Source organism: Solihabitans fulvus (genome assembly GCF_008386585.1).
Classification (GTDB): Bacteria; Actinomycetota; Actinomycetes; order Mycobacteriales; family Pseudonocardiaceae; genus Solihabitans; species Solihabitans fulvus.
Genome location: NZ_VUOB01000083.1, coordinates 1 through 14,883, shown reverse-complemented (window position 1 = coordinate 14,883; position 14,883 = coordinate 1). Strand labels below are relative to the sequence as shown.

Sequence of the window (14,883 nt, the reverse complement as noted above, 5' to 3'; positions counted from 1 at the left end):
ACCATCGTGGGTCGCCCCTTTCCCGTACCCTCGGAACGGAGCGAATCCGTCGCGCGAGACGGGCCGATGGAGGCGAATCTCGGGGGTGTGGCGCGGGGACGGGAGACAGGCGTGAGTAGCGGGCCAACAGAGTTCACGGGCCAGCGCCAGCAGGGCGCTGTGGTTCGTGCCGCCGCGCTGCTACCCGGCGGCGTCGTCGGCGACGGCCGGTACCGGCTGCTCGCCCAGTCCGGCGTCGACCAGCGCTGCGCCGCCCAGCTGTGGCGCGCCAGGGACGGCCAGCTCAACCGGGACGTGGCGCTGACCGTGCTGGTCGGCGACCCCGGCGACCCGGTCGCGGCCGGCAACGCGCGGCGCACCCTCGAACGCGCCATGCACGCGGCCAGCTTCACCCACCCCGGCGTGTCCAGGGTGCTCGACGTGCTCAGCCCCGGCAGCGGCGTCAAGGTCAGCGAGGGCGTGCTCGGCATCGTCGTCGCCGAGTGGACCCAGGGCACCGACCTGATCGACCTGATCGCGGACGGCCCGCTGCCGGCCGGCTCGGCGACCAGGCTGCTCGAACCGCTCGCCGCCGCCATCGAGGGCGCGCACCACGCCGGCCTCGTCCTCGGCGCCGACCACCCGCAGCGGATCAGGGTCACCTCCGACGGCAGGCTGCGGCTCGCGTTCCCCGGCCCCCGGCCCGACGCCATCGCGCGGGACGACGTGAAGGGCCTCGGCGCGATCCTCTACCTGCTGCTCACCGGCCGGTGGGCGCTGCCGGGCGGGCCAGCGGGCGTGCCGGCCGCGCCGACCGGCCCCGACGGCACCGTGGTCGCGCCGAGCATCCTGCACCGCGCCGTGCCGCACGAGCTGTCCTCGGTGGCCGTGCGGAGCCTTGAGGACACCAGCGTCGGCGGCATCCGGACCAGCGCGGCGATCCTCCAGGTGCTCGACCAGATCGCCGAGGCCGAGGCGGAGACCGCGCTGATCCCCGTGGTCGACGGCGAGGCCGACTCCGACGACGACCGCGCGGTGTGGACGACGCAGCGCCCGGTGCGGGACAAGGCGCGCCGCAGGAAGCTGCTGCTCAGCGTGGTGCTGCTCGGGCTGGCCACGCTCGGCGTGGTCGCCTGGCTCGGCATCCAGATTGTCAGCTTCTTCAGCGAGTCGCCGAACAAGGGCTCCGGCCCCAACGTCGTGGTCACGCAGTCCGCGCCGTCCGGTCAGCCGGGCCAGAGCACGCCGCCGGCCCCGCAGCCGGGCGGCCCGATCAAGCCGGCGTCCACCACGGCCTTCGACCTCAAGGGCGACGGCGACAACGCGAATAAGGCCGGGCTCGCCGTGGACGGCGACCCCAACACGACGTGGAAGACCGACACCTACTACCAGCCCTTCCCCGCCCTCAAGCAGGGCGTCGGCCTGATGAGCTCCTTCGCCGAGGCGGTCAGGTTCACCTCGGTGACGATCACCTCGCCGAGCGCGGGCACCGAGGTCGAGATCAGGACGGCCCCCTCGGACAACCCGGCGGACTTCGGCGCGCAGAAGGTGATCGGCAAGGCCACGCTGGCCGCCGGCAGCACCACCATCGAGCTGACCGCGCACGACCCGACGCAGCGGCTGCTGGTGTGGATCACCAAGCTCGGCGGCGGCGGGTCGAGCAACAGGTCCGAGATCGCCGAGCTGAGCTTCGTCAGGGCGAAGTAGGCCCGCGCGCGACCCCACCGGCCCCGGCCGGTTCCCAAACGGTCACGGCCTCAAGGTGAGCCTGGTCATGACCGATATCCTCTGCGCGTGACCGCTGCTGCCAGCTCGGACGCCGATCTCATAGCGGCGCATGCCGGAGGTGACCCCCACGCGTTCTCGGAGCTGGTCAGACGGCACCGGGACCGGATGTGGGCGGTGGCCCTGCGTACCCTCCGCGACCCAGAAGAAGCCGCCGACGCGCTTCAGGAGGCATTCATCTCGGCCTTCCGCGCCGCGGGCTCCTTCCGCGCCGAATCCCAGGTGACCACCTGGCTGCACCGGATCGTGGTGAACGCCTGCCTCGACCGGGTGCGGCGCAGACAGTCGCGGCCGACCGTGCCGCTGCCCGAGGCGGGCCCCGGCGAGCCGGTCGCGCCGAGGGACGCCATGTCCGAGCGGGAGACCCACCTCGTCGTGCAGGAGGCGCTGTCCTCGCTGCCCGAGGAGCAGCGCGCCCCGATCGTGCTCGTCGACGTCGAGGGCTATTCGGTGGCCGAGACCGCCAAGCTGCTCGGCATCGCCGAGGGAACGGTGAAGAGCCGCTGCGCGCGGGGCCGGGCAAAGCTCGCGAAAGTTCTCGGACACCTGCGGAACCCGAGTGCAGTTGCGAACGTCCCAGATGCCGGTGTGGATGTGCGCAAGCAACGTCAGGTGGAGGGACGATGACCGGCAACGAGCGGCTTCCGGAGTCGCCGATGGATCCACCGTGGTCCGTCGACCTCCTCGCGGACCTGCATGCCGGCGTGCTGGACGCCGCCACCGAGGCCACGTTGTGGCCACGAGTCGAGGCAGATCCGGACGCCGTGGCCGTGTTGGCGGCGCTGGACGCCACCATCGCCGACCTCACGGACCTGCCGCCGCTGCGGATGCCCGACCACGTGGCGGCCAGGATCGACGCGGCGCTCGCCGCCGAGGCGAACGGCCGCGCGGCCGTGCCGACCCAGTCGGCGTCCGACCGCGGCAGGCCGATCCCTTTCGGCGCGGGACCGACCGGGACCGCGCCGCCTCGGCAGGCCGACGCCCCCGTGGTCGACCTGGCCGAAGCCCGCAGGCGCCGTAACCGCAGGGTCGGCTGGGGCGCAGGCGTGCTCGTCGCCGCCGCCGCCGCGGTCGGCGTGGTGATGGTCACGCTGCCCGGCGTGAACAGCCCGACGACCGGCACGCCCAACGCCCAGTCGCAGACCCCGAGCGGGGGACAGACCAGCGCGCAGCCGCCGCTCGCGGTGCAGGGCGGCAACCTCGGCGCGGCGGTGCCGAAGATCATGCAGAACCTCGACTACGGCTCGCTCGGCACCGCCGACCGGCTGGCCGGCTGCCTGCGCGGCGGCGGCATCGCGAACACGAAGCCGATCGGCGCAGGACCGATCACCCTGGACGGCAGGCCAGCGCTGATGGCGGTGCTGCCAAGCGGCAAGCTCGGGGAGTTCCGCGTCGTCGTGGTCGACCCGGCGACCTGCGGACCGGACAACCCCAAGGGCGTGCTGGGCAACAGCGTCATCGCGCCGCCCGCCAGCGGCACGCCAACCAGGTAGACCCGCGCCAGGCACGCCCGAGACCGGGGTTGGCTGTGACCCCTTTCCCCCGTTCGGGCGTGCCTGGCGTCACTTACTCCTCTGCGGTGGATTTCTCGGCTGCGGAACTTCTCGGCTGTGGACGGCCGTTCCACCAGGCGTGCGCGCCCTCACGTGTCCGACGCGGAATGCGGGACACCTACGATCGCGTTGAAGCAGAGTGCGCCGGTCGGAGTCGGTCCAGCCGGGCGCTACACCGACTAGACGGAGGTCGAGGGTGGCGGAGTCCTTGGACGTTCGGAACGTGATCATCGTTGGTTCCGGGCCTGCCGGGTACACCGCGGCGGTGTACGCGGCCCGTGCGCAGTTGCAGCCGCTGGTGTTCGAGGGATCCCAGTACGGCGGCGCGCTGATGACCACGACCGAGGTGGAGAACTATCCCGGTTTCCGCGACGGCATCATGGGTCCCGATCTCATGGAGCAGATGCGCACGCAGGCCGAGCGCTTCGGCGCCGAGCTGCGGCCGGAGGACGTCGAGTCCGTCGAGCTGACCGGTGAGATCAAGTACGTGGTCGCCAACGGCGTCCGCTACGCGGCGCGGGCCGTGGTGCTGGCGATGGGCGCGGCGGCCAGGTACCTGACCGTGCCCGGCGAGAAGGAGCTGCTCGGCCGCGGCGTGTCCGCGTGCGCGACCTGCGACGGGTTCTTCTTCCGCGACCAGGACATCGCGGTGGTCGGCGGCGGCGACTCGGCGATGGAGGAGGCGACCTTCCTCACCCGCTTCGCCCGGTCGGTCACGATCATCCACCGGCGCGAGGAGTTCCGCGCGTCCCGCATCATGCTCGACCGCGCCAGGGCCAACGAGAAGATCAAGTGGCAGCTCAACACCGAGATCCTCGAGGTGCTCGGCGAGGGCAAGGTGTCCGGCACGCGAGTGCGCGACACCCGCACCGGTGAGGTCTCCGAGCTGCCCGTCGCCGGCGTCTTCATGGCGATCGGCCACGACCCGCGCAGCGAGCTGGTGCGCGGCCAGGTCGACATCGACGACGAGGGCTACGTCAAGGTCATCGGCCAGAGCACCTACACCAACCTGGACGGCGTGTTCGCCGCTGGCGACCTCGTCGACCGCACCTACCGACAGGCCATCACCGCGGCAGGCTCCGGCTGCGCCGCGGCGATCGACGCGGAACGCTGGCTCGCCGAGCACTCCTCGGCCGACGCCGCGCCCGCGCTCAGCGCCGTCAGCGGCTGAGCCACCCGCTTCCCCGCTCAGGCACCAGAGCCCACCCACCCCAAGGGAGAACACCATGGCCGGCAACACCGTGACCGTGACCGACAAGAGCTTCTTCGAGGACGTCCTGCAGAGCGAGAAGCCGGTGATCGTCGACTTCTGGGCGACCTGGTGCGGCCCGTGCAAGATGGTCGCCCCGGTGCTCGAGGAGATCGCCGCCGAGCACGCCGAGAAGATCACCGTCGCCAAGCTGGACATCGACGCCAACCCGTCGATCGCCCGCGACTACCAGATCATGTCCGTGCCGACCATGATGGTGTTCCAGGGCGGCAAGCCGGTGAAGCAGATCGTGGGCGCGAAGCCGAAGGCCGCGCTGCTCAACGACCTGTCTGACTACCTGGCCTGACCCCTGGGCTCCACCTCGTGGAGTCCGTCGCGCGATCGGGTGCAACCGGCGCCGTGGCCCGCCCGTCCTATACGAGGACGGGCGGGTCACGGCTGTTAGTGGTTGCCCTGCGACACTGAGTAGCCCTCCGGTGGGCCCCCACCGGCACAAGGCACAATGAAGCCGCACAAGCGTCGATACGCGCCGCCAGTCGGCGCCCTAGTGGAGCGAGGGGTGCATGCCGCTACTCCGCCGCGGTGACGTCGGACCGGTCGTTACCGAGATCAGGACGACCCTCACGGCGCTGGGTCTGCTGCCAGACGACCCGCAGGCTCCCGCCGTGTTCGACCTGACGGTCGAGCACGCGGTGCGGACGTTCCAGCAGCGACGCGGCCTGATCACCGACGGCGTCGTCGGTCCGGCCACCTACACCGCCCTGCGGGACGCCACCTACCGGCTCGGCGACCGCCCGCTCGGCCACCAGCTCGCCCAGCCGATGAGCGGCGACGACGTGTTCACGCTCCAGGAACGGCTGCTCGAACTCGGCTACGACGCCGGGCGGCCCAACGGCGTGTTCGGCCATCAGACCGAGCAGGCGCTGCGCAGCTTCCAGCGCGACTACGGCCTGATCGTCGACGGCATCTGCGGCCCGGACACGGTCCGCGCGCTGCGGCAGCTCCAGCCGAAGGTGCGCGGCGGCCGTCCGCTGTTCCTGCGCGAGCAGGAGCGGGTCAGGATGGCTGGCCCGATGCTGTCGGGCAAGCGCATCGTCATCGACCCAGGGCACGGCGGCGCCGATCGGGGCGTCGTGGTCGGCGGGGTCAGCGAGGCCGACCTCGCCTGGGACCTGGCGCGGCGGCTCGAGGGCAAGATGGTCGCGACCGGGATGGAGGCCCTGCTCACCAGGGGGCCGGACCACTGCCCGAGCGAGGCCGACCGGGCCAGGTTCGCCAACGACGCCGGCGCCGACCTCTTCCTGTCGCTGCACACCGACGGGAACCCGTCGCCGCTGGCCCAGGGCGTGGCGACCTTCCACTTCGGCACCGGCAACGGCACCACCTCGACCGTCGGGGAGGCCCTCGCCGGTTTCATCCAGCGCGAGGTGGCCGCACGCACCGGCATGCTGGACTGCCGCACGCACGGCAAGACCTGGGACATGCTGCGGCTGACCCGGTGCACCGCCGTGCGCGTCGAGGTCGGTTACCTGAGCAACCCGCACGACCACCGCAGGCTGGTCGACCCCCGGTTCAGGGACGTGGTCGCCGAGGGCATCCTGGTCGCGGTGAAGCGCCTGTACCTGCTCGGCAAGAACGACCAGCCGACCGGCACCTTCACCCTCGACGACCTGCTCCGGCACGAGCTGGCCAAGGCCGAATAGCGCCGAGGCGGCTTCGGGGTCGGTGCGGCCCCGAAGCCGCTGTCGCGGATCAGGAGAACCCTTCGATGTCCAGCACCCCGCCATGGGACGTCCACCGCCTGCCCAGAGCCGACGGCAGGACCGTCCTGGTCACCGGAGGGAACGCCGGCATCGGGTACTTCGTCGCCGAGCAGCTGGCCGGTGCCGGCGCCACCGTCGTGATCGGCTGCCGGGACGCGACGAAGGCCGCGACCGCGATGACGGCGATCCGGGCCCGCGTGCCCGACGCGAGCCTGCGGCACCTCCGCCTCGACCTGGCCGACCACGCCTCGCTGCGGTCCTCCGTCGACGAGCTCGGCCTCGACCGGCTCGACGCCGTCGTGCACAACGCTGGCGTGTACCTCGACGGGCCGGCGCGCCGCGAGACCTCGGACGGCCGCGAGCTGACGTTCGCCACCAACCACCTCGGGCACTTCGCGCTGACCGGCTGGCTGGCCCCGCTGCTGTCGGCCGCGCCAGCCGGTCGCGTCGTCACCACCGGCAGCCTGACCGCGAAGTCCGCGCGGCTGGACCTCGACGACCTCGACACCGCGCGCGACTACGACCCCAAACGCGCCTACGAGCGGTCCAAGCTCGCGCAGCTGCTGTTCGGCTTCGAGCTCGACCGCCGCCTGCGGGCCGCCGGGAGCACGGTGCTCAGCGTGCTGACTCACCCCGGTGGCGCGCTGGACTCCCGCACCCCGTCCCGCCCGCCGCTGCGCGTCCGGACCACCGGCGAGCTGCTGCGCGGGCTGCCGGCCGCCCTGCTGTTGCAGGGCAAGGAGGCCGCCGCCTGGCCGGCCGTCCGGGCCGTCCTCGACCCGGACGTGCGCGGCGGCCAGTTCTGGGGTCCACGGGTGTTCGGGCTGCGGGGAGCGCCGAGGCTCGAAGCCGTCAAGGGTCCGCTGGCCGACGCCGAGACCGCGGCCCGACTGTGGGCCGTGAGCGCCGAGCTGACCGGCGTCGACCCGACCTTCGCCTAGCTCGCCGCCGCCTAGCTCGCCGCGTCAGGCTGGCCGGAAGCTCGGTTCCACCGTGGTGATCGTGACGGAGCCCAGCAGCCGCTCGAGCGCCGCCTCGACGTCTTCCTTCCAGGACAGCGCGCTGCGCAGGTCGAGCCGCAGCCTCGGCCAGCGGGGGTGCGGCCGGACCGTCTTGAAGCCGACGCTGAGCAGGAAGTCGGCCGGCACGACGCAGCCGGTGGAGTCCAGGTCGGGCATGGCGTTGCCGAACGCCTCGATGGCCTTGACGCCGCGCTTGGTGAGGTCCTTGGCCACCGACTGGACGAGCACCCTGCCAAGCCCGCCGCCGCGGAAGTCGGGCAGCACCTCGAGCGAGGTCATCAGGACGGCGTCCGGGCTGACCGGCGAGGTGGGGAAGGCCGCCGACCTCGGCACGGCCGCGGGCGGCGCGTAGAAGACGGAGCCCGCCGGGATGCCGTCGCAGTAGATGATCCGTCCGCAGGAGCCCCACTCCAGCAGCACGCTGGAGACCCAGGCCTCCTTCTCGAACTCGGTGTCCCCGAACTCCTCGGCCTGTTCCTTCAGGTGCGGGGCCAGCTCCCAGTACACACAGGTCCTGCTGTGCTTGGAAAGATGCTCCAGGTTGTCGAGCGTGACGCCCACTACGCGTCGCGACACCTGAGACCTCCCGACACCAACACCGCCGTCACCTACGGTTGGCCGTAGACACCTGAAAATGATAGGCGGATGTGACGAGCGCGGGAAGGCGCGTGCCACGATCGGGACGACGGTTACACTCGGCCGGGACAACCCACCGGTAACCACCGGATCCCAGCCCACCTCGGAGTGCCCAGTGACCGCACCCGGACAGCAGCCCGCAACGCAGGGCGCCAGAAGCCTCGACCCGCATCTGCGCAGGTACGCAGCGCGCACCGCAGGGATGACGGCATCCGAGATCCGGGCGTTGTTCGCGGTGGCAAGCCGGCCGGAGGTCGTGTCGCTCGCCGGTGGGATGCCCTACCTGGCCGCACTCCCGCTCGACTCGCTGTCCGCCGAGATCGGCAACCTGATCGCCACCGACGGCCTGGTCGCGCTCCAGTACGGCTCCGCGCACGGCGTGCCGGAGCTGCGCGAGCAGATCTGCGAGGTCATGGCGCTGGAGGGCATCTCGGCGCACCCAGACGACGTGGTCGTCACGGTCGGCTCGCAGATGGCGCTCGACATGGTGACCAGGATCTTCTGCGACCCCGGCGACGTGGTGCTCGCGGAGGGGCCGTCCTACGTCGGCGCGCTCGGCTCGTTCGCCGCCTACCAGGCGCAGGTCGTGCACGTGGCGATGGACGACGACGGCCTGATCCCGGCCGCGCTGCGCGAGGCGCTGGCCGCCGTCGCCGCGCGGGGCCAGCGGGTGAAGTTCCTCTACACGATCCCCAACTTCCATAACCCGGCCGGCGTGACGCTCGCGGTGTCCCGGCGCGCCGAGGTGCTGGAGATCTGCCGCCAGCACGGGGTGCTCGTGGTCGAGGACAACCCCTACGGCCTGCTCGGCTTCGACGGCCAGACCTACCCCGCGCTGCGGTCCAGTGATCCGGACAACGTGGTGTACCTCGGGTCGTTCTCCAAGACCTTCGCGGCCGGCCTGCGGGTCGGCTGGGCGCTCGCCCCGCACGCGGTGCGGGAGAAGCTGGTGCTCGCGGCCGAGTCGGCCACGCTGTGCCCGCCGACGCTCAACCAGCTCGTGGTGTCGCGCTACCTGTCGACGCACGACTGGAAGGGCCAGATCAAGACCTACCGCGAGGCCTACCGTGAGCGCCGCGACGCCATGCTGTCCGCGCTGGAGCAGCACATGCCGGCCGGGTGCACGTGGACGCGGCCGGACGGCGGCTTCTACGTCTGGCTGACCGTGCCGGAGGGCATCGACACCAAGGCGATGCTGCCGAGGGCGGTGACCCAGCGGGTCGCCTACGCGTCGGGCACCGGGTTCTACGCGGACCGGCTGGGTTCCCGGCAGATGCGGCTGTCGTTCTGCTACCCGACTCCGGAGCGGATCAAGGAAGGCGTGCGCAGGCTGGCCAACGTCCTGGAGGGCGAGATCCAGCTGCACGCCACCTTCGGCTCGACGCCGCGCAGAGAGGTGTCCGGGCCGCAGGCCCCCTCGCCGGACACCGCGTAACCGTTGTCCTGTCAGCATTTCAGTTGAGTCCACCGGGGCGCGGTCCACGAGACCGCGCCCCGGTCGGCCATTGTCGCCAAGTCGAGGAGTAGTCGTGTCGGATCGTTGGGTCGCGGTGCTTTCGGGCGGGCTGTCGCACGAACGCGAGGTGTCCCTGCGCTCCGGGCGGCGGCTGTCCGCCGCGCTGCGCGCCGACGGGCTGACCGTCGAGGAGTGGGACGCGGACGCCGGGCTGCTCGCCAGGCTGCGGGACAACCGGCCGGACGCGGTCGTCGTCGCGCTGCACGGAGGTGAGGGCGAGAACGGCTCGGTGCAGACCGTCCTGGAGATGCTCGGCGTGCCGTACGTCGGCACCGACTCGCGCGCCTGCCGGCGGGCCTGGGACAAGCCGACGACCAAGGCCGAGCTGGCGCGGGCCGGCCTGGCGACGCCGGACTGGGCGGTGCTGCCGCACGCGACCTTCCGCGAGCTGGGCGCGCAGCCGGTGTTGGACGCGATGGTGGAGTCGCTCGGGCTGCCGCTGATCCTCAAGCCGGACCAGGGCGGCTCGGCGCTGGGTGCGCGGGTGGTCCGCGAGGCGGCCGAGCTGCCGGCCGCGATGGTCGGCTGCCTCGCCTACGGCGAGACGGTGTTGGCCGAGCGGTTCATCGAGGGGACCGAGGTCGCCGTCACGGTCGTGGACGGGCCGGACGGTCCCGAGGCGCTGCCCGCCGTGGAGATCGAGCCGAAGGGCGGCGGCATCTACGACTACACCGCCCGCTACACCGCCGGGCTGACCGACTTCCACGCGCCCGCGCGGCTCTCGCCGAGCGCCGCTGACGCGGTGGGGGAGTTGGCGGTCGCGGCGCACCTCCTGCTCGGGCTGCGGGACGTGTCGCGCACCGACGCGATCGTCGCGCCGGACGGCACCGTGTACTTCCTCGAAGTAAACGTGTCGCCGGGACTCACCGAGACCTCGCTGCTGCCGATGGCGGTGGAGGCGGCCGGCCGTTCGCTCGGCGAGATCTACGCCGGACTCATCGAGCGAGCGGTGACCCGCACCGCCTGACACCGACTTGTCGACATAGCGCTCCAACGAAAAAAGGGCCGCCCCCAACGTCAGTCGGGGGCGGCCCTTTTTCACCGCAAAACGGGGTCGTCACCGTGACGTAAGTACCCCGGTACGTCTAGGTGTCGAGATCCGGCGTCCGTTTTGTCGCATCCGGTGCCATCAGATGAATGATGCGCTCCAGGTCGTCCACCGACCCGAACTCGACCACGATCCGACCCTTGCGACGCCCGAGCTCGACCTTCACCCGGGTGTCGAAGCTGTCCGACAACCGCTCGGCAAGATCCTGAAGCCCCGGCGCCTGCATCGGCTTGCGGACGACCGGCTTCGCCTTCGCGGGCTCGGCGCTCTTGGCGAGCGTCACGGCCTCCTCGGTCGCGCGGACCGACATGCCCTCGGCGACGATCTTCGTCGCCAGGTCCTCCTGCGCCCCCGGCTCGTCCAACCCGAGCAGCGCGCGGGCGTGACCGGCCGACAGCACCCCGGCGGCGACCCGCCGCTGCACGGGGAGGGGGAGCTTCAACAGCCGGATGGTGTTCGTGATGACCGGCCGACTGCGGCCGATCCGACCCGCCAGCTCCTCGTGCGTCACCGCGAACTCGTCGAGCAGCTGCTGGTAGGCCGCCGCCTCCTCCAGCGGGTTGAGCTGAACCCGGTGGATGTTCTCCAGCAACGCGTCGCGCAGCATGGCGTCGTCCGCCGTCTGCCGCACGATCGCCGGGATCGTCTGCAACCCGGCCCGCTGGGTGGCGCGCCACCGGCGCTCGCCCATGACGAGCTCGTAGTCGCCGTTGCCCAGCTCCCGGACCACGATCGGCTGCATGAGGCCGAACTCGCGGATCGAGTGCTCCAGCTCCGACAGGGCCTCCTCGTCGAAGACCTGCCGCGGCTGCTTGGGGTTCGGCTTGATGGACACGATGTCCACCTCGCGGTACACCGCCCCGGCGACTGAGGTCTCCTCGAACGGCTCACCCGCCGGATCGGTGCCCTTGGGCCGGCTCAGCGTGGCCACACCGGGGCTGGCGCCGTTGCCGGACGCCGGCGGTGGCCCGCTCGGAATCAACGCCGCCAGGCCACGCCCAAGGCCCCCCTTGCGCTCGGTCATGCCGTCTCCCTCCCTGCTGCGCCCCGTTCGGCGATCTCCCGCGCCGCATCCAGGTAACTCATCGCGCCCCTCGAACCCGGGTCGTAGGTCAGCACCGTCTGCGCGAAGCCGGGCGCCTCCGAGACCTTCACGCTGCGCGGGATGACGGTCTTGAGGACCGTGTCACCGAAGTGCCCGCGCACCTCGCTGGTCACCTGGTCGGCGAGCTTGGTGCGACCGTCGTACATGGTGAGCAGGATGGTGGAGACGCTGAGCGCGGGGTTCAGGTGCGCCTGGACCAGCTCGATGTTGCGGAGCAGCTGGCCGAGTCCCTCCAGCGCGTAGTACTCGCACTGGATGGGGATCAGCACCTCCTGCGCGGCCACGAGGGCGTTCACCGTGAGCAGGCCGAGCGACGGCGGGCAGTCGATGAAGACGTAGTCGACGCCGAGCTGGTCGAGCGCGTCGGAGTTCAGCGCCTCCTTGAGGCGGGACTCCCTGGCCACCATCGACACGAGTTCGATCTCGGCGCCGGCCAGGTCGATCGTCGCGGGCACGCAGTAGAGGTTGTCCGACTGGTTGGAGATGACCGCCGCGTCGGCGATCGAGATCTCGCCGATCAGCACCTCGTAGACCGAGGGGGTGCCGGACCGGTGCTCGACGGCCAGGGCGGTGCTGGCGTTGCCCTGCGGGTCGAGGTCGATCACCAGGACCTTGAGCCCGTGGATGGCGAGGCCGGCGGCGAGGTTGACGGTGCTCGTCGTCTTACCGACGCCGCCCTTCTGGTTGGCCACGGTGAGCACGCGGCGGTGCGTCGGCCGGGGCAGTTGCAGGGACTCGGGGTGCAGCACGCGAGTGGCGCGCTCGGCCTCTTCAGCAATCGGGGTCCACACGGCTCCGTCTCCTGCCGGTACTGCGTTGCTCGGGGAGTTGTTCGCTGGGGAGTTCACTACAGGGTTGTCGCGCACTGGGCGGAGTACCTCTCCGGCTCCGACCGCGCCGTGCTTGGCCGCGCCGGAGGGTGCAGTTTCACGTGGAACATCGGTCGCTGTCGGGTCGGGGTACACGCTTAACGATCCTTCCTTCTTCCGCGCCCTGCGTCACGACGTACCGCGATTTCGTCGCGTTCGACCAGGACGACGGTCGTCGGCATCTCCAGGACATCGGCACCGCAGACGGCCACTCGCTGCCGCGAGCCACCGGCGCGCGCCACCGCCTTCGCATCCCGATCCAGTTCCTCGGCGGCGCTCGCGCCCTTCAGCGCGATCAGCTGGCCGCCGGGGCGGAGCAGCGGCAGGCACCAGGCGGCGAGCCGCTCCAGGGGAGCGACCGCGCGGGCGGTGACGACATCGCACCCACCCAGCTGCTTCCGCACGGCCACCTCCTCGGCCCGCCCCCGGACCACCGTCACCGCAAGGCCCAGCTCGGTGATGACCTCGTTCAGCCAGGTGACCCGACGCGCCATCGGCTCCAGGAGCGTCAGCTCCAGGTCCGGCCGCGCGATGGCCAGTGGGATACCCGGCAGGCCCGCCCCAGAGCCTACGTCCACGACGCGACAACCCTGGGGAAGCACCTCCGCGATGACGGCGGAGTTCAGCAGATGACGATCCCACAGCCGCTCGACCTCACGAGGCCCGATCAGCCCGCGCGGCACACCGTGCTCGGCGAGCAGCCCGGCGAACGCAACCGCACCGGGCAGCCGATCCCCAAAGACCCGGCCAGCGGCATCTGGCGGCGACGGAACCTGGGCTGCCGACTCCACCGCGTCTGTCTCAGTCATGCGTTCCGTCCGTCCATGTTCCACGTGAAACCACGTCTGCTCGATCCTCCCCGGGCCAGCGGCCCGGCGACGGCCAAGGACGGCAAAGGCAACCCAGCCGGGGGAGGGTCGACGTCCCAGCCAACCAACGGCGGGCGCCAAAACCAGAGCATGTCCATGATGGCGGATGTCCCCGTCAACCACCGCACGCGGGTGACGTGATCCGCACAATCCCAAACCATCCCGCCCCCCACACCCGAGGCAGCCCGAGGCGCGGCACGTTTCACGTGAAACGCGAGGACTCAAAGGGGGAGCGCCCCAACCAACCACACCGCGCCGGCACGCCACACGAGCACCCACAACCAAGACCACCGCTCCGTACCCAAACCCACCGACACCCGCCCAGCGCCCCACCCGTCAACGGCGCAAGGCCCACGTCCCCACGCGCCGACAACCCGCCCAGCCACCCCGCCCAGCCACCCCGCCCGACAACGGAGACGCCCCGCACCTCCACCCAAAGACGGCTCACGCCCGCACCCAAACCCACCGACGGCTCGCCCACTTCCTCGCCGGTGACGCCCCACGCCCCGCGCCTCCACGAGACGAGTAAGTCCCAACTGATCGCGGCTAGTGGTCGTAGGTGATCGAGGATCGGGTGGGGCTGGCCGGCAGCGCGGTTGTGCCGGATCGCGGCGGTCAACACGAGCAGTCGCTAGGCGACGCGGGCTGTCCCGCCGTCGATGCTGCGCCCGCCGTGGAGTTCCCAGGCCGGGTTGGCCCTTGAGGGAGAAGTCGACCGACTCGATCAGCTGCCGGACAGGTGTGAGCAGATGTTGGGCCGGGTGCAGGTGCGGTAGGCCGGGTGCCACAGCCCCACCCCGCGCTCGGTCAGGTAGGCATCCATCTCGGCGGAGGCGTCGCCCTTGTCGGCGATGATCAGCAGGCGGCGCCGGTGGGCCAGGACCGTGGGATCGTGGTCGGGCATCGCCATCAGCACCTGACGGTCGCCGAGCTTGGGACCGGCCAGCGTCCAGGCGATCGGCAGTCCGGCCGGGGCGCAGACCAGGTGAGGGAGCAGGCCCTAGTTGTCGCCGGATTGCCGGGGCAGGCAGGGGAGGGCTCCGGGCAGGTGGCGGGGCACGAATCGGAGCCAGCGTGCTTCGGAGGGGATGCCGAGCAGGGCTTGGGCCACGGCCAGGGTGAGCAGTAGGGACGGCGCACGCCCCCGCCCCACACTCCACGAGCCAGCCCCTCGACCTCGCCCCACCTATCCACAACCCACCCCGTTATCCACAGCCCGCCGCACGCCACCGGCCCGCACGGCCGCCGGTGGCTACGCTGGCCAAGGGCACGTCCCCCAGGGTGGGTGGGGTATTTCCACAGGTGGGCGACCCACATTTCGCGCCAGCACACCCCGCGCGCCGTCACGTCACTCAGGGACGCGCCCACACCTCGCGTTTTCCCTGATCACGGCCCCCACCCCCACCCCGCGCCAGCGTCTTCACTTGCCAACGCCCCACGCCCCGCGCCAGCGTCGTCACCTGATGACGGCGCGGGCCCACAGGTCTTTCGCTTTGTGGCGGTGCGGGGTGTGCGAGTTCGCCGTCGG

The 14,883-nt window shown here is 71.5% G+C and carries 13 protein-coding genes and 1 pseudogene; 9 read left to right on the top strand and 5 right to left on the bottom strand.

Going from position 1 to position 14,883, the window contains the following annotated elements; translation table 11 throughout:
- The first annotated feature begins 111 nt into the window (after positions 1 to 111).
- From F0L68_RS37595 to F0L68_RS37565, 7 genes are all read left to right on the top strand, one after another.
- Positions 112 to 1,686: a protein kinase family protein gene (locus F0L68_RS37595; RefSeq protein WP_306463214.1), complete on the top strand. Its 1,575-nt coding sequence runs from the start codon at positions 112 to 114 to the stop codon at positions 1,684 to 1,686.
- 87 nt (positions 1,687 to 1,773) lie between these two features.
- A complete protein-coding gene (sigM, locus tag F0L68_RS37590; RefSeq protein ID WP_149854683.1) occupies positions 1,774 to 2,391 on the top strand; it encodes an RNA polymerase sigma factor SigM in 618 nt (205 codons plus the stop codon).
- Positions 2,388 to 3,257: an RsmA family anti-sigma factor gene (locus tag F0L68_RS37585; RefSeq protein ID WP_223199493.1), complete on the top strand. Its 870-nt coding sequence runs from the start codon at positions 2,388 to 2,390 to the stop codon at positions 3,255 to 3,257. Before sigM ends, F0L68_RS37585 begins: the two co-directional genes overlap by 4 nt.
- 283 nt (positions 3,258 to 3,540) lie before the next feature.
- Entirely contained in the window at positions 3,541 to 4,488 is a 948-nt protein-coding gene (gene trxB, locus F0L68_RS37580; protein ID WP_240543037.1) for a thioredoxin-disulfide reductase, read from the top strand.
- Between the two features lie 55 nt (positions 4,489 to 4,543).
- Entirely contained in the window at positions 4,544 to 4,873 is a 330-nt protein-coding gene (gene trxA / locus F0L68_RS37575) for a thioredoxin (RefSeq protein WP_149854682.1), read from the top strand.
- A 217-nt stretch (positions 4,874 to 5,090) separates the two neighbouring features.
- The gene (locus tag F0L68_RS37570) at positions 5,091 to 6,230 is read left to right on the top strand and encodes an N-acetylmuramoyl-L-alanine amidase (RefSeq protein WP_149854681.1); all 1,140 of its coding nucleotides are present in this window, start codon (positions 5,091 to 5,093) and stop codon (positions 6,228 to 6,230) included.
- A gap of 65 nt (positions 6,231 to 6,295) precedes the next feature.
- Positions 6,296 to 7,231 carry an SDR family NAD(P)-dependent oxidoreductase gene (locus F0L68_RS37565; protein WP_149854680.1) on the top strand — a complete coding sequence of 312 codons (936 nt, stop codon included), beginning with the start codon at positions 6,296 to 6,298 and terminating at the stop codon, positions 7,229 to 7,231.
- Between the two features lie 24 nt (positions 7,232 to 7,255).
- Here the strand turns inward: F0L68_RS37565 and F0L68_RS37560 are convergent, their stop codons facing one another.
- On the bottom strand, positions 7,256 to 7,888 hold the full coding sequence (locus F0L68_RS37560; protein ID WP_149854679.1) for a GNAT family N-acetyltransferase: 633 nt from the start codon (positions 7,886 to 7,888) through the stop codon (positions 7,256 to 7,258).
- A 175-nt stretch (positions 7,889 to 8,063) separates the two neighbouring features.
- Here F0L68_RS37560 and F0L68_RS37555 point away from each other — a divergent pair, with 175 nt between their 5' ends.
- Together F0L68_RS37555 and F0L68_RS37550 are read left to right on the top strand one after the other, a co-directional pair.
- On the top strand, positions 8,064 to 9,383 hold the full coding sequence (locus F0L68_RS37555; protein ID WP_223199492.1) for an aminotransferase-like domain-containing protein: 1,320 nt from the start codon (positions 8,064 to 8,066) through the stop codon (positions 9,381 to 9,383).
- Positions 9,384 to 9,477: 94 nt separating this feature from the next.
- Positions 9,478 to 10,431 carry a D-alanine--D-alanine ligase family protein gene (locus F0L68_RS37550; protein ID WP_149854677.1) on the top strand — a complete coding sequence of 318 codons (954 nt, stop codon included), beginning with the start codon at positions 9,478 to 9,480 and terminating at the stop codon, positions 10,429 to 10,431.
- A 118-nt stretch (positions 10,432 to 10,549) separates the two neighbouring features.
- Here F0L68_RS37550 and F0L68_RS37545 read toward each other — a convergent pair whose 3' ends face one another.
- The 4 genes and pseudogenes from F0L68_RS37545 to F0L68_RS45580 all read right to left on the bottom strand — a co-directional run.
- Positions 10,550 to 11,536, bottom strand: coding sequence for a ParB/RepB/Spo0J family partition protein (locus F0L68_RS37545; RefSeq protein WP_149854676.1), 987 nt, complete (start codon positions 11,534 to 11,536; stop codon positions 10,550 to 10,552).
- Complete coding sequence (locus F0L68_RS37540) at positions 11,533 to 12,408, bottom strand: ParA family protein (RefSeq protein ID WP_438672350.1); 876 nt, start codon at positions 12,406 to 12,408, stop codon at positions 11,533 to 11,535. The genes F0L68_RS37545 and F0L68_RS37540 overlap by 4 nt, the downstream gene beginning before the upstream one ends.
- A 176-nt stretch (positions 12,409 to 12,584) precedes the next feature.
- The gene (gene rsmG, locus F0L68_RS37535; protein WP_223199491.1) at positions 12,585 to 13,277 is read right to left on the bottom strand and encodes a 16S rRNA (guanine(527)-N(7))-methyltransferase RsmG; all 693 of its coding nucleotides are present in this window, start codon (positions 13,275 to 13,277) and stop codon (positions 12,585 to 12,587) included.
- 624 nt (positions 13,278 to 13,901) lie between these two features.
- Positions 13,902 to 14,499: pseudogene (locus tag F0L68_RS45580) on the bottom strand (IS982 family transposase); the annotation flags it as partial.
- Positions 14,500 to 14,883: the final 384 nt, after the last annotated feature.

Coding starts and splice junctions, on each gene's coding strand:
- F0L68_RS37545 (WP_149854676.1), bottom strand. CDS start 11,536: ATGACCGAGCGCAAGGGGGGCCTTGGGCGTGGCCTGGCGGCGTTGATT.
- F0L68_RS37570 (WP_149854681.1), top strand. CDS start 5,091: ATGCCGCTACTCCGCCGCGGTGACGTCGGACCGGTCGTTACCGAGATC.
- F0L68_RS37585 (WP_223199493.1), top strand. CDS start 2,388: ATGACCGGCAACGAGCGGCTTCCGGAGTCGCCGATGGATCCACCGTGG.
- F0L68_RS37565 (WP_149854680.1), top strand. CDS start 6,296: ATGTCCAGCACCCCGCCATGGGACGTCCACCGCCTGCCCAGAGCCGAC.
- trxA (WP_149854682.1), top strand. CDS start 4,544: ATGGCCGGCAACACCGTGACCGTGACCGACAAGAGCTTCTTCGAGGAC.